The organism is Rhodopirellula maiorica SM1, from assembly GCF_000346295.1.
Lineage (GTDB): Bacteria > Planctomycetota > Planctomycetia > Pirellulales > Pirellulaceae > Novipirellula > Novipirellula maiorica.
On the sequence record NZ_ANOG01000689.1, the window covers coordinates 1 to 14,313 of the forward strand.

Genomic DNA, 14,313 nt, shown 5'->3' on the forward strand with positions numbered 1-14,313 from the left:
TCCCGTGGCAATAAAGAAGGGCTGTTGCGGATTCTTTTTCGCTTCAGCGATTCGTTCGATCGTTTCCAATGCGATTTTGCCATCACCGTACGTCTCGTCGGACACATCAGCCGATTCGGTTGCCGGCCCTCGTTTTCGCCCTTTGGAATCAGGGACGATGTTTTTTAAGTTGGCATCCAACACGTAGCTAGGACCTTTGGGTCGCCATGAAGGTACGCTCCACGATGCTTTGTCGTCGATGTTGCCGTGGCCGATGTGATAGATTTTGCCAAGCCCCTGAGCGAGATAGCCGTTGTTTTTGAAGTGCTGGCTAAGCGTGACCACATCGCCGCGTTGTGGATCTTGTGCGGTCATCTCGTCGGTCGCCAAACGAAAATGGGTGGGCAGGTCGTAGACGCCGATCGTTTGCGGTCGCAGCCCCGTCATCAACGAATTGCGACTCGGTGAGCAGACGGCTTGGTTGCAGTACGCAGAATCAAAGCGGACACCTCGCGCGGCCAACGCGTCGATATTGGGTGTAACGGCAACAGGATCTCCGAAACAACCGATCGTGGGCTTCAGATCATCGACGCAGATCAACAAGACATTCGGTCGTTCGGTCGCCCATCCGATGGCCGGGCAGAAAATCAAAAGGAATAGGACTTGCAATAGGGCAACGAACAATGCGATGCGAGGCATTGAGGAAACTCCGCAGGTAGGATCGAGGGTAGGTCGTATAGACGAGAACCCTTAATATAGTCGCAGCGAGATGCCGCGGAATCCAGCCGTGCGATCGTCGTTTGTCGATTCCGAACTTTTTTCAACGATTAAAAATGAACTTGCCTACTCGAAAACTTGGACGTACTGGCATCGAAGTCACTCAGCTTGGCTATGGCAGCATGGGACTTCGCGGGCCGAAAACATGGGGTGTTCGTGATGTCAGCGACGAAGATGCCGAGTCGTTCCTGAATTTGGTACTCGATTCGGGTATCAATTTTATCGACACCGCGCCCGACTACGGCGTGAGCGAACAACGGATTGGTCGTTTCATTGGTTCACGGCGATCCGAGTACTTTTTGGCCAGCAAGTGTGGTTGCGTCTATACACAACACCAGGACCATTTGGAAATCGATCATCAATGGAACAAGGATGTCATCCAACGAAATTTGGAATTGAGTTTGGCGCGACTGCAGACTGGGCATCTTGATCTGCTTCAATTCCACGGCGGAGACGCTGAAACGTTGGAACGAGAAGGATTGATTCGCCAGTTGGTCGATTTTCGCTCGCAGGGGCTGATTCGGTTCATCGGCATCTCGACCAAATTACCCGAGATGACGAAGTTAATGAAGTTAGGCGTTTTCGACACCTTTCAAGTTCCCTATTCCGCGCTAGCTCCAGAGCATCATGAAGCGATCACGCATGCGGCCAACAACGGCGCGGGAATTATCTTGCGAGGCGGGATTGCCCACGGTGGCCCGGATGCGGAAATCAAGCGGCCTGCGTTGGACGATGTTTGGCAACGGGCAAAGTTGGATGAACTGCTGCCCGAGGGAATGTCACGCGCTGAATTGATTCTGCGATACACGCTGTCACATCCGCATTGCCATACCACCATTGTGGGAACATGCAATCCAGAACATCTGGCCGAAAATATCTCGGCGGCCCAAAAAGGAGCTCTGCCGGACGATCTGTACCAAGCGATCGGTCAACGCGTCGCCGATGTGTTGTAAAAGTACAATGCATCGACAACGCGGTTGACATCAAGTCGCTCGTGTCTCCATCACTATTCGACCAGCGTGGCACCGCCGTCAAACTGCTGCATCAAACTGTAGTCCGGTGCACGCGGCTGAGGACGCGATGGCAAACAGCAATCGTTGCAGCCGCCGATCATGCCTGATTCGCGTGTGCCCGACAGCGTCAACAGATAATCGGGATCCAGTTTGCCTGGATCGATCCACAATCCTTCGGCGGTCAACTCCATCGTACCGAGATCAAAGTCCAAGCTGCGGCGGACCACTTCGTAGTTGACAAAGATGTTCAGCAACGCGTTCTGTGCGTCCAGCAAGTCATTCAACGCACTGATCGCATCGCGAGCGGCGGTCGGACCGCTGCTGCGACCCCGAGCATCGTTGAGTGCTCGAATGTCCGCGTTCAATTCAATTTGCGACGCGGCGATGCTGACCGCTTGTCGCCCGAGTTCGAAGGTCAAGCGGTTGGCTTGAAGCTGACGAATCTCAGCTCGCAGTTGCTGCCATACATCGTCTTCGAAACCGTAGTATTCTCGCTTGGCTTGTTCATAGGCGATCAAGATCGCACGGTAATTGTTCCGCTCGATCAATCGCGTGATTGGTGCATCCCATTGCAATCCCACTCGCAAACGTCCCGTCGATGAACGCAGGTCCAGCGGATTGTTGCCGACATTTTGCACGTCGCCGTTAAAGACCACGTCAAGCGAACTTTCTAAATCGTTGGCCACGACTTCGATCAAACGCCATTGGTCTACCAAATCCGCACGGGCATTGGCCCAATCGCGGCGATTGGCACGAGCAATCTGTAACGCGGTCTCTGGTTCGATTTCAACCTCAGGCAGCAACACACTTTCGGTCCTCGCACGTGCCTGGATCAACTGCAACGTCAACACGTCGTCGGCTAGCTCGGACAACAAGTCCTGCGACACGAGGATAATTTTATCTCGCAACGTCTGAGCCACGACTCGTGGATCGGTGTCCTCGGGGCCTTGGGTCGCCAATTTTTTGATCGATGCGTCGAGCTGCTCAATCCGCTGTTGATACGAGTTCAATCGCTCGCCAAGACGATCGTATTGGTCTGTCAAAATTCCGCTTAGCGAATCCAATCCTTCGATATCGAACAGCGACTCATCAATTTCGGATGTATTCAGCAGCGAGCAGATTTGCGTCTTCTGCTCTTGGTACATCCTGCTCAATTGACGATTCTGATTTTGACGTTCTGCGAGTGATTCGGTAAATCGCTCGATATCCTCGGCGATTCGCGGCAAGTCATCTTCGATCAATGTTCGGTTGAATTCCGCTAACGGTTGAATTTCGCCTCCCAATGTCAACAGCCACTGTGCCAGTTCATCGTTCCATTCGATTTGAGACTCGGGCAACCCAGTCTCTTCGTCCACCTTGAACGTTGCGCGTTCCAGGATCGAAACATTCAATCGTCCGACGTTGGTCCGGACCGAGGCCAGTTGTTCGCGGCGGCCGAGTAGGTCGCGGTCGATCAACTCAAATCGTTGCAAGATGGGGTCTTCGAGTCGAGCACAGATATACGGCGGCAAACCGAGGTTGCGGAGAAACGCGTCAACGGATCGTTCGTAGCCGGCTTGCTGTGCCACCAATTGGCTTTGCGAACGTAGCAAGCTCGATTGTGCCTGCGCGACTTGCAATCGTTGACGAATAATTGTTTCTGCGTCATCCGGGATTGTCGTCAATTGCTCGATCAAGGTGTCTTCGAGGATCAACAGGTTTTCCGATTGGCGGGCAATGTTCTCTTCGAGGTTGCGGATCTGCAGCTGAGTTTGCAGCAAGCCCAGATAGCCGCTTGCACTGCCCCCGCCGGTACCGAAGCCTTGTCCGTTGATTGCGAGGTTGGGGCCGCCGGAGCTGACTTGGCTCTCCACTCCGCGTCCAATCGTGATATTTAGAAAAAAGCTGCGGCGATAACGTTCAAACGCGCGAACGTTCGCAAGCAGGTTTCGTTCGGCAAATGTCAAACCTTCGAGCACCTGGTCACGACCGGCGCCACGCAACAGCGGCTGTAGCAATGTGAAATCAAAGATGGTCGATGCACTTTGCGAATTCGGACCACTCAGTTCCCAGACGATGTTATTTGCAACCCCCGCGATCAATTCGCCACCGGTGGCAAAACGACGTTCCAGCGAAAGCGGGCGGCTGCCACTGCTATACGTACCGACCTCGAATCGAGTGCTGCTTTCGCCATTATTGCCGCTACGACGGCGACCATCGGCCGTCAAAAAGGTCTGAGCGCCACCAAAGAATTGTGTGTCGAATTGGAACCGCTGGTTGCTGACATCAAGTGCCGCTAAATACAGTTCTTCGAGCTGGGCTTGGTATTCAGGCGAATGCAGCAGCGCAATCCGAACCGCGTTTTCGGCGTTGAGGACTAAGATCCCGTCTTCGTCCAGCGGCAGAAATTGCCACCAATCGGGACTCTCGGCGGTATTGGTGACCCCGGATGCCTCCCACATTGGGTAGCCGCGTCGGCCATCGACACACTGCATGTACTCGTACGACGAGGGATCGTCGGTGGGAATCGGTTGAAAATCCAGGTCAAACGGATTGAACATCCGGCTGCGTCGATCGACATCGATTCGCAGCGCCGTATTGGGGGGCGAGAAATGTGTTGTGATTTCTCGTCCAACAGCATGTTGACTTCGCAATCGGCTTGCTTGCGATAGTACTGGCGATGACAACCCACGCTGCTGAGCATCACGGTGCATAGGAGCAACGCCCAACCGGGCGTAGTCACCCTTTGCCGACAAAGGGACCGGAGATCCGCAAACCGTTCCGCGGTAATCGTCAAGCCGACCGTCAATCGGGAATAAAATTTACTCACGTGGGCATTCGGGTGTGAGAGAATTGATTTATTGGGGACAACGCCTACAAAACGCACATCCGTCAGTACAGTTAACGAATTCGGCCTACCAACGTGCGGTCTTCACCGGATCGTTTGGTTATGCCGGTGGGGCGGGCGAATGCATTGACGGCGGTACCGGTTGCAACGACTTTGACGACCAGGACGGCGGGGGGCGAGATCGTCGAGCGAACCCGCCAAAAGGGCTGGATACCTCGAATCGGAGCACTCAGTCACGCGAATCTCCCGCAGATTACGAGAAAAGCTTGACGGCGCATCTTGCCCAACTTATTATCCAACGGAGGCATTTTCGTTTGTGATTCTCAACCGCAAACCGCCTCCGAACCCCTGCGGTCGTCTTCTTCATCTCTTAATGCCTGTTCAACCTCTCGCTTAAACGATCATGCAATACGCTATTCTGGGCCTACTGATCGTTGTCGTGATTGGCTTCTTCGTGCTTGTTTGGAAGGCAGCACCGACGTGGCGGTGGTATCACCTGGTCACCGTCAGCATCACGATGCTGTTGGCCGTGCTGTTTATCTTTCCCACCGCCGGTGCGCTGAAAAGCCGTGCGGCATGGCACCAGATCAAAGAAAAACTCGAAGTTCGAGCCGAAAAAGCAAAAGAAGAGTACCAAACACTCAAATTCGGCAGTTTGACCGACCCCGAAGCTGGCAAGGGAGTGGTCGCGTTGAACCACGAGTTGTCGGTGATCTCGGTCGAAGCAGGTCGAGTTTGGCGATCTTTGGAGCTTAAAAACGGCGATCTCAAAGGGATCGTCCTCGCTAACACACAACCCGCTGCGATCCTTCCCGATGACGCGGCCGCACCCGCAGCGGATGCCGCAGACGCTGCAGCACCCGCCGCTCCGGAAGCGTTGGTCCCCGAAGGCTTGATTGTTTACGGATTCGCCGAACGACCCGTCCCCAATATGAACTGGCAATTGCCTCGCTTCTATCTGGGGGAATTCCGAGTGATCTCGAGCACTCCGGATCAAGTCACTCTGCAACCGACCGGCAAGCTCGAAAAAATGCAGCAAGATGCGATCACTAGCATGCAGGCGGGCCAATGGTCGATCTACGAGATGTTGCCGCTCGATGGGCACGAGATCTTCATCGCCGAAGGCAGCACCCCCGACGAAAACCATTTGTTCGGACGCGTCAACGACCAATTGCTTGCCGATTTGTTTGAATCCGGAGTGAGCCAAGAGACGTTGAATTCGTACCTGCGTGATGGCAGCCAAGCCACGCCTGATGATCCACCGCTCAGCCGTTGGACTCGCGTGGAATTCATTAAAAAACACAAGATTCAAGTCGACGGGCAACGCACCACCGCGGCCACCGATGGCGACTTCTTCGATGGCACCGGACGTGCCTTGGACAGTCGTTTGCAGCGTAGCGAAGAAGACGAAGTCTCGTTCAACGTGGGCGATCAGCTTGTTTTGAAGGAAGAAGCGGCCAACGAATTGATTGATCTCGGCGTCGTGAAGCTGATCAATCAATATTACATCCGGCCACTAAACGATTATCGTTTCGTGCTCCGTCGCATCCGGCTTCGTTTGACGGCACTCGAATCCCAAATCCAGGAAGCGGATTACCAGAAATCGGTGCTGCAGGAAGCGATCCGAGCGACCGAGGCCATGTTGACGTCGACACAAGCGGACAAGCTGAAGTTGGAACAGGATTTCGAGCAAACCGAAAAAGAAAAGATCGCAATCCAGGCGTACCACGACGAGATTGCCGGGCGAGTTGAGCAAACTCGCCAAGAATTGGTTCGACTGTATAACCAAAACCAGCAACTCGAGCAGCAGCTCGAAACAATCCATAAGACCATCAAAGGTCGAATGGACGCTCTCACGATGGCTCCCTAAGTAGCCTTCTCTTGCACTCGCACACCGTCAAACTCGTAATCTGCGAGTCGGCGCGAGCTCATCCCAAACGGCATCGAACGAGCCAAAGAGTCGCCGTCCGCGCGCACCCGTATCGGACGAGGCAACGAGTCCCTCTCCGCGCACACCCATACCAACCTCTCCCACCGCTCATCGCACTGCGCATCCGTACGTCACCTTGGCGCACCGCAAACAATCGCCAAAGCCTCGTCCCCCAACCAGCGCATGACTACTCGAATCACGCAAGTTTTGCGAAAGAAGCTTCCTTTGCGTCAGCGTGATTCGACTTCCTGATTGGCAGAACTGCGGTCGAGCTAACAATAAGAACAACGAAATCCGCGGTTTTTGAATATGCATTCGGCAAGTTGTCTCGCGGCAATATATCTCAATCGCAATGCGTGATTCCTACTTGGCGTCGGTTCCGTTTCCTGTCACAATAGCGGGGTGTCTTTACGACCGCATCTCCCACCTTGCTCGATTCAACGCACCGTCTTTCCATCCCTCCAGCGACGGCAAAAGATTAAAATTATGATTCGACAAAGACTCCTGCCTGTTCGCCATCCACTTAGCTTTTGCCTGACCCTTCTGGTGACGGGCTTCGGTGTGTGCGGGGCGATCGGGGAGCTGGTCACGCGATCCGATGCGGCCGAGGTGGCTGGCGCACAAGAAACGCCGCCTCCGGCAACGGTCGATTTTACCAAGCAAGTGCAACCGATCTTGGCCAAGCGTTGTTTCGCTTGCCATGGCCCCGATAAAGCCGAAGGAGGCATTTCGTTTGCCGAACAGGAATCGGCGTTTGCCGAAGCTGAGTCGGGCGAGTTCGCGATTGTCCCCGGCGATATCGACGCCAGCATGCTGGTGGCGCGGATCACCACTGACGATGAATTCGAACGCATGCCACCCGAAGGCGACCCTGTCACGGCGGCCGAGGCGGAATTGTTAACACGATGGATCGACGAAGGGGCCGCGTGGGGAAAACATTTTGCGTTCGAGCCAATGGGGAACCCTGAACCGCCGCAAGTTGCCGATCCACTGTGGAATGAAAACCCGATCGACGCGTTCCTCTACAAATCCCTCGATGACGCTGGTCTGAAACCGAACGCCTCAGCGGACCGGCGAACGCTGGTGCGACGTGCCTATTACGATTTGACCGGGTTGCCGCCATCCCCGGCGGCGGTCGATGCGTTTATTAATGACGACGCACCCGATGCCTTTGCCAATTTGGTTGACCAGTTGCTTCAATCACCTCATTACGGCGAACGTTGGGGACGTCATTGGTTGGACCTGGTTCGCTACGCGGAAACCAATTCCTTCGAACGCGACAACCCGAAACAAAATGCGTGGAAGTATCGCGACTACGTCATCAAGTCGTTCAACGATGATAAACCGTACGACCAATTTGTTCGCGAGCAGCTTGCCGGTGACGAACTGGATACCGTTACCACGGAAACGCTAACCGCAACGGGCTACTATCGCTTGGGGATCTGGGACGACGAGCCCGCCGATCCCGTGCAAGCTCGATTCGACGAGATGGACGACTTGATTACCACGACGGGTCAAGCGTTCTTGGGGCTGACGATCAACTGTGCTCGGTGTCATGATCACAAAATCGATCCGATCCCGCAGAGTGATTACTACAGCATGTTGTCGTTTTTTTGAGGATGTCACTCGCTACGCGACTCGAGGCGACGCGCTTGCGAACAACCAAATCGATGTTACCTCCTCAGAACTGAACGCCCGCTACTACGAAAATGATGTTGCTCGCAAGGAAATCGAATCCGCGATGCACGAAATCGAGCAAGCCGGAATCGTCAAAATGTCCGCTCCGGATCAACGTGCAACCGAAGGGCCTCGTCGCGAACGCGAAAAGATTCTGAAGGAAAAACTAAAAGATCACCTCAGCGACAAGCTGTGGCGCAAGTACGAATCGCTTCGCAAACGATTGCGAGAGAACCAACGCGAACTGAAACAATTGCCGCCACGAAATTCGGTGATGGGGTTGGCGAAATACACGCCGAATCCAGGCAAGACGTTTGTGATGTTTCGCGGCAATCCTCATTCGCCTGGTGACGAAGTCCAACCGTCGTTTCCAGAGATCTTTGAAACTGCGATTCCCGAGGTTCAATCCAACAGCGAAGTGGCACGCGTCGATGCGTTCGACAACCGCTCGCTCGGCCGTCGCCGCATGCTGGCGGATTGGATCACCAGCGATGACAACCGGCTGACCGCTCGTGTGATGGTGAATCGAATTTGGCAATTCCATTTCGGTCGCGGCATCGTTCGCAGCAGCAACAATTTCGGCCAACTTGGGACGCCGCCGACGCATCCTGAATTGCTCGATTGGTTGGCGCAATCATTTATCCGCAGCGGCTGGAAAATTAAGGACATGCATCGCATGATGATGAATAGTCGTGCCTACCAAATGGCGTCGGCGAGTCGTGATGATGCCTTGGCGACCGATCCTGCGAACGACTTGTTTTGGCGGTTTGACCCGCGTCGCTTGAGTGCCGAAGAGGTTCGTGATTCGATTCTAGCGGTTAACGGATCGCTGAACCCGAGTGTTTATGGGCCTAGCTTTTATGAAAAATTGTCAGCCGAAGTGCTTGCCGGACAATCGCGGCCCGGTCAAGGTTGGGGCGATTCGCCCGAAGATCAACGCAATCGACGCAGCATCTACATTCACGTCAAACGATCCTTGTTGACGCCGTTGTTGACTGCGTTCGATTTTCCTGATCCCGATCTGACCTGCGAAGCTCGTTTTGCCACGCTGCAACCCGGTCAAGCTTTGTCGCTGTTAAACAGTGACTTTATTCACGAGCAAGCAGCTAAATTTGCTAACTCGATTGATGCGGCGAACATTGAAAATCACGAAGTGGTACGTCGTGCCATTATGGCTGCGTTCGCTCGAGACGCTACGGATGCCGAGATTGCTGACGGGGTCGCGTTGATCGAAAAACTGACGTCCAGCGATGGAATCACACGTCCGCGAGCGGTCAGCTTGTATTGCTTGACGGTGATGAATTGGAACGAGTTCCTGTTTGTTGATTAAACATGCATTTGCCTTGAAACTGACCGTTTACGCTGATTGACTTTCCCACCAAATCACTGAGATCCCGAACATGAGCAAACGAGACAACTTCTGCGGCCGCACTCGTCGCGAATTTTTGTGGCAAACCGGTGGCGGCTTCGGGGCGGCGGCAATGGCGTCGATGCTTGGTGCCGATGGTTTCTTTGATCGTGCGACGGCATCGGAATCCGACACGCCGTTCGTCAATCCCTTGGCCGCAAAACCACCTCACTTTGCTCCGAAGGCCAAGTCGGTCATCTTTTTGTTTATGTATGGCGGCCCCAGCCATATCGATACGTTTGATTACAAACCGAACATGATCGGCATGGATGGCAAAACCGTCGATGTCAAAACGTTTGGTCGCGGTGGGCACAAAAGTGGTGGCCGGATCGTCGAACCTCGCTGGAATTTCAAACAGCACGGCGAATGCGGAAAATGGGTTAGCTCGCTGTTTCCAAACGTCGCAAACCATGTCGATGACATCGCGTTTTTGCATTCGATGACCGCGGATTCGCCGATCCATGGATCCGCGATGCTGATGATGAACAGTGGTCGGATTCTGTCGGGCAACCCCGCGATGGGATCTTGGCTAACCTACGGACTCGGCAGCGTCAACGAGAACTTGCCCGGTTTCGTCGTCATGCTTGACCCCAGTGGTGGACCGATCAGCGGCGCCAAAAACTGGAGCAGCGGCTATATGCCGGCCACATACCAAGGCAACGTGTTTCGTGCCGAAGGTGCGCCGATTTTGGATCTTGCCCCACCCAGCGATTTACCCGACGGCGTGCAGCGGCAATTGATCGACTCGATCCAAAAAGCCAACAACCGGCATCTGCTTTCCCGCGAAAGCAATAGCGACTTGTCGTCACGAATTGCCAGCTACGAATTGGCGTACAAGATGCAGTCTGCTGCGCCCGAGGCGGTGGACCTAAGTAGCGAAGACGCGAAAACGATTGCGATGTACGGTGCTGATCAAGAGAAAACGCGTGATTTTGGTAAACGCTGTATCATCGCTCGACGGTTGGTCGAGCGTGGGGTGCGGTTCATTCAACTGTACAGCGGCGGTGCCCACAACGACCACAACTGGGACGCCCACGGTGACCTCGAGGACAACCACAACAAACATGCCGGGGCGACCGATAAACCGGTCGCAGCTCTGTTGGCCGATTTGAAACAACGTGGCATGCTCGATGAGACGTTGGTGGTGTGGGGTGGTGAATTTGGCCGGCAACCCACCGCGGAATATGCCAAAGGATCAGGCCGCGACCATAACGCCTACGGGTTTACGATGTTCATGGCGGGCGGCGGAATCAAAGGTGGGATCAGCCACGGCACCACCGACGAATTGGGGGCACAAGCGGTCGAGAATCCACTGCACGTCAAGAACCTGCACGCCACGATTCTGCATCAAATGGGACTCGACCCCAACCACTTGTCCTATTTCTATGGCGGTCTCGAGCAAAAACTAGTCGGTGTCGAACATGTCGAACCGATCCACGAGATCATTGCTTAACGTGATTCGCTCATCGTTTTCGCAATTGCCGACCGAATGAATTTGTTGACGTCCGCTGGGTGGGTCAACGAAATCACGTGCCCACCACCAGCAACAACAGTGTCTGGCTGAGTGTAGCGCATCGGCAAAACGCGATCTCGATCACCATGAATGTGAAATACAGGGCACTCGACAACAGGCGATGTATTCCAGTCGAGTATCCTCGCGAGCGACCATTTGAAAACGGTTGGATCGGAACCGCGGAACTGTCGGGCGAGACCACTGAGGTGGCGACTAACTCGGCTCGCGATTTTAGTCGTAAGCGGGATACAGCTAAATTGCAGCAGCCGAACTGGTATCAGCGGCACAAGTGGTTTCAACGGGCGGGATAGCTTCGCAATACGAGAAAGTTCGGCGGGCGATCGCACACTGCCAATAAGGATCACACCCAATGGTCGATGACGTTGTGCAACATGAAGAGCAATAATGCCACCGAATGATGCTCCTCCGATAATTGCGTCACCATGGGAACGAAGATTCTCAGCAAGCCGATCGCAGTAAGAATCAAGTGTGTCGTTCGGCTGAGGTTTCGGCCATGTCGGAACCACTAGCTGCGGAAAAGCAACCTTCTGCGGCGTGAATACGTTAGCGTCCGCAGCGAGTCCCGAAAACAAAATCAGCGGGGGTGAATGGGGATTTGAGATCACCAGGTTTGCCCAATAAACGTGACCGCTTTGACTTGGTTGCACACGTTGTTAAGTGCTACATGGACGACGGAGCGTCAGTGCTCTCATCGCGAACAAAAACGGCGCGGACAAACGTGCCAATCGCAGCCGCCGAGTACGACGGTATCATCAACAGCAAAGCGACCACAGGGGCAAATAGTGCTGTCGAGAATCCAGCGGCAACGTCTGACGGTTTGGGTGTCGCCGCGCTCGTCGCAATGATCGAGTACGAGCTTATCAAGCCTTGAACGGCAGCGAAAATGCCGATCATTAATGGAGCATGAACGAACAGCAGTATCGAAGCGGCTGCCATAGGGCCTTTGCCGCGAAGGACCAGCAGCACCACGCAGATAAAGCCAAGCAGTGCCGAGAGTGGCAGCAAAATAAGGTAGATCGGTCCAAGAGCTGAAATTGCCCAACCGAGGAGTGACTGATTCTGTATCGGGTCGTTTTCAATCATCTTGCGGCCATGGGTTCGAGGCTCTGTCTGAAATCGGCTCAAAGTCGCCTTTCGCTTCGCGAAAGTTGTGGGAAAAAGCCGCTCTCGCGAAGCGAGAAACTGCTTTTCAGAAAGAGCCTAGTAAAAGCGACATGCATTGCCTGTTGCGGGCACGCGTCAACTTGGCTATTCCAAGTCAAACGTCTCCCTCCTTAGCATATCACCAAATCCTCGGCGATGCTGATCTACCGCTCCTTCACGTCCCTACTCCTGTGCGCAGCGGATAGCGGAGGAGAAGGATAGGATGAGGGGGGCTTTCAGACGGAGCCTAGTACTCATCTTACCTAATTGTGTTGGTCGGCTCGCTAGGAATGCTTGACCACTGGACGTTGACTTGGGCGCCTTCGCTCTTGGGCATTTTTTTACGAGCCAGCATTCTGGACTCGAACGCGAAGTCTCTTGTGATCTTCACGACCAGCAGCTTGTTGAAGTTGCCGGCAAGCTTGACCCGTACTGACTGTGACTTTTTTTCGGGCGAGATCGTCTTGATTTCGACGAAGTCATTTCCCAGCTTGCCGTCAGACCCGGGCGTCTTTGGCTTGTGCCGCTTGATGCCGTATTTCACTTCCGCGTACAGTTCGCCAAGTTCCCCCCAGATTTGAAGGAAGCGACCGGTCATTGCAAAATGACTCGCAGCATCCTGAACCAATGTCTCAAACAATTCGGCTAACTTTGGATCAGCATTAGGGTACTGGTCCCTAAAATGCTGCTGGTCGATCTGTCGATTGATCCAGTTCCAACTGATCCACTCGCCATCATCGTAGATTCCTTGGCTTGGATCGTTTAACGGAAGTCCCGTCATGGAACAACGAAGCATCGTCATGATATTCGGCCATTTATTGCGAGGCGTATCAAAATGTAATCGTTCATGGCGTATTCAATCGGCCATCGACTGATACCAGTACCAATTTTAGTTGCTGTCAGCCCAGATGCACGCGTTTGTCTCGGTTTTTATGTAGTCTTTCGTCGGTCGTATCGGTCCCGCGAGTACCGAATAGTACGGACGGATTCTTTCGTACTTAAGCTAGACAAGATTGGTTGCCTGCAAAATTTCGAGTTGTTCTAACGTCGCTTTGGCGGAAGGAATGTCTAGGTTGCCGCCGCCGTGCGGATGTTCAAAAACACGATACATTGCTGGGGACACGAGGCAACGTTCCTGGAGTTCGGTTGGATTGTGTTCGAGTAATCATCGTGAATGCATTGTCGGCATCGCGAAGTCAAACTCGATTTACTATGACGGCTTTCGGCCGATGAACTGCACCACCGATGCCAGGCCGGTGTGGTGTGTCCCCTCGTAGACCTCGCGTTCAATCTCATGCAAGATGATCGGGACAAGTCCTGGAAATTCACGCTCAATCTTGGCAACGGTCATCAGCATGTCTGCGTCTTTTGGCCCACCGGTAATGCGGCGAAGTTGATTTTCAGAATACGCCTCCAGCAACAACAACCCGTCGGGCCGCAGACATCGCTCAACTAGCGGATAGAGCCGATTTCTGATTTTGGAAGGCAAATGGGCTGAGATGGATACCACGGCGCCAAAGCAATTTGTTGCCGGTTGATAGGTCGCAAGATCGGCGACTTCGGTTTGGATTTCCACGCCGTGCGATTTGGCCAGTGTTCTTGCTTTCGTCAACCCAACCGAAGATCCGTCCACACCATGAATCTGTAGGCCTAGCGAAGCCAAGAACACAGCGTTCCGTCCTTCTCCTTCGGCCAGTGACAGTACCGGCCCAACAAGCATGGATGAATGTTCAACAAGAAACGCATTCGGCTGCGTGCCGTAGATGAATTGGTCATCCGAGTAGCGGTCGTTCCAATCAATGTCACTCACAATTTTCTCCGGTACAACTTCCGCCGACCCTGCATTTGATTAAGCACACGTTCGAAAAGAACTTCGGCGTTCCAACTGTTCTCGCCAGGATGCGAGTCCTACGCTTACACTTTCAAAGTAGTGGACGAGGTCACGAGTCCCCGCGTCTTAGTTGCACGACGGGACTCGTAACCTCGTCCACTACGGTAAGAACACTTTCTCTCAAATGATTGGTT

At 53.8% G+C, this 14,313-nt stretch carries 11 protein-coding genes; 5 read left to right on the plus strand and 6 right to left on the minus strand.

Going from position 1 to position 14,313, the window contains the following annotated elements:
• Positions 1-678 (minus strand): sulfatase-like hydrolase/transferase (locus tag RMSM_RS22215; RefSeq protein WP_040768937.1); only part of this gene is annotated, 678 nt, incomplete at its 3' end.
• Between the two features lie 134 nt (positions 679-812).
• Between RMSM_RS22215 and RMSM_RS22220 the strand changes: the two genes are divergently transcribed.
• On the plus strand, positions 813-1,709 hold the full coding sequence (locus tag RMSM_RS22220; protein ID WP_040768943.1) for an aldo/keto reductase: 897 nt from the start codon (positions 813-815) through the stop codon (positions 1,707-1,709).
• A 53-nt stretch (positions 1,710-1,762) separates the two neighbouring features.
• Here RMSM_RS22220 and RMSM_RS22225 read toward each other — a convergent pair whose 3' ends face one another.
• Positions 1,763-4,462: a hypothetical protein gene (locus RMSM_RS22225; RefSeq protein WP_008701616.1), complete on the minus strand. Its 2,700-nt coding sequence runs from the start codon at positions 4,460-4,462 to the stop codon at positions 1,763-1,765.
• A gap of 537 nt (positions 4,463-4,999) precedes the next feature.
• Between RMSM_RS22225 and RMSM_RS22235 the strand changes: the two genes are divergently transcribed.
• The 4 genes from RMSM_RS22235 (at position 5,000) to RMSM_RS22250 (ending at position 11,064) form a co-directional block, all read left to right on the plus strand.
• Complete coding sequence (locus RMSM_RS22235) at positions 5,000-6,466, plus strand: hypothetical protein (protein ID WP_008701618.1); 1,467 nt, start codon at positions 5,000-5,002, stop codon at positions 6,464-6,466.
• Between the two features lie 606 nt (positions 6,467-7,072).
• Complete coding sequence (locus tag RMSM_RS42915) at positions 7,073-8,143, plus strand: DUF1549 domain-containing protein (RefSeq protein WP_236622258.1); 1,071 nt, start codon at positions 7,073-7,075, stop codon at positions 8,141-8,143.
• Positions 8,112-9,533, plus strand: a complete 1,422-nt coding sequence (locus RMSM_RS42920) for a DUF1553 domain-containing protein (RefSeq protein ID WP_236622259.1) — start codon at positions 8,112-8,114, stop codon at positions 9,531-9,533. Before RMSM_RS42915 ends, RMSM_RS42920 begins: the two co-directional genes overlap by 32 nt.
• 70 nt (positions 9,534-9,603) lie before the next feature.
• On the plus strand, positions 9,604-11,064 hold the full coding sequence (locus RMSM_RS22250) for a DUF1501 domain-containing protein (RefSeq protein ID WP_008701622.1): 1,461 nt from the start codon (positions 9,604-9,606) through the stop codon (positions 11,062-11,064).
• On the opposite strand, the gene RMSM_RS38805 is transcribed toward RMSM_RS22250, so the two are convergent.
• The 4 genes from RMSM_RS38805 to RMSM_RS22270 all read right to left on the minus strand — a co-directional run bounded on the left by RMSM_RS38805 (position 11,061) and on the right by RMSM_RS22270 (position 14,098).
• Positions 11,061-11,792, minus strand: a complete 732-nt coding sequence (locus RMSM_RS38805; RefSeq protein WP_008701623.1) for an alpha/beta fold hydrolase — start codon at positions 11,790-11,792, stop codon at positions 11,061-11,063. The genes RMSM_RS22250 and RMSM_RS38805 overlap by 4 nt on opposite strands.
• Before the next feature lie 13 nt (positions 11,793-11,805).
• Entirely contained in the window at positions 11,806-12,228 is a 423-nt protein-coding gene (locus RMSM_RS22260) for a hypothetical protein (RefSeq protein ID WP_063870250.1), read from the minus strand.
• Between the two features lie 319 nt (positions 12,229-12,547).
• The gene (locus tag RMSM_RS22265; RefSeq protein WP_201767067.1) at positions 12,548-13,084 is read right to left on the minus strand and encodes a DUF6998 domain-containing protein; all 537 of its coding nucleotides are present in this window, start codon (positions 13,082-13,084) and stop codon (positions 12,548-12,550) included.
• Positions 13,085-13,498: 414 nt separating this feature from the next.
• Positions 13,499-14,098 (minus strand): SAM-dependent methyltransferase, encoded by a 600-nt coding sequence (locus tag RMSM_RS22270; RefSeq protein WP_008701626.1) that lies wholly within the window; start codon positions 14,096-14,098, stop codon positions 13,499-13,501.
• Positions 14,099-14,313 lie beyond the last annotated feature (215 nt).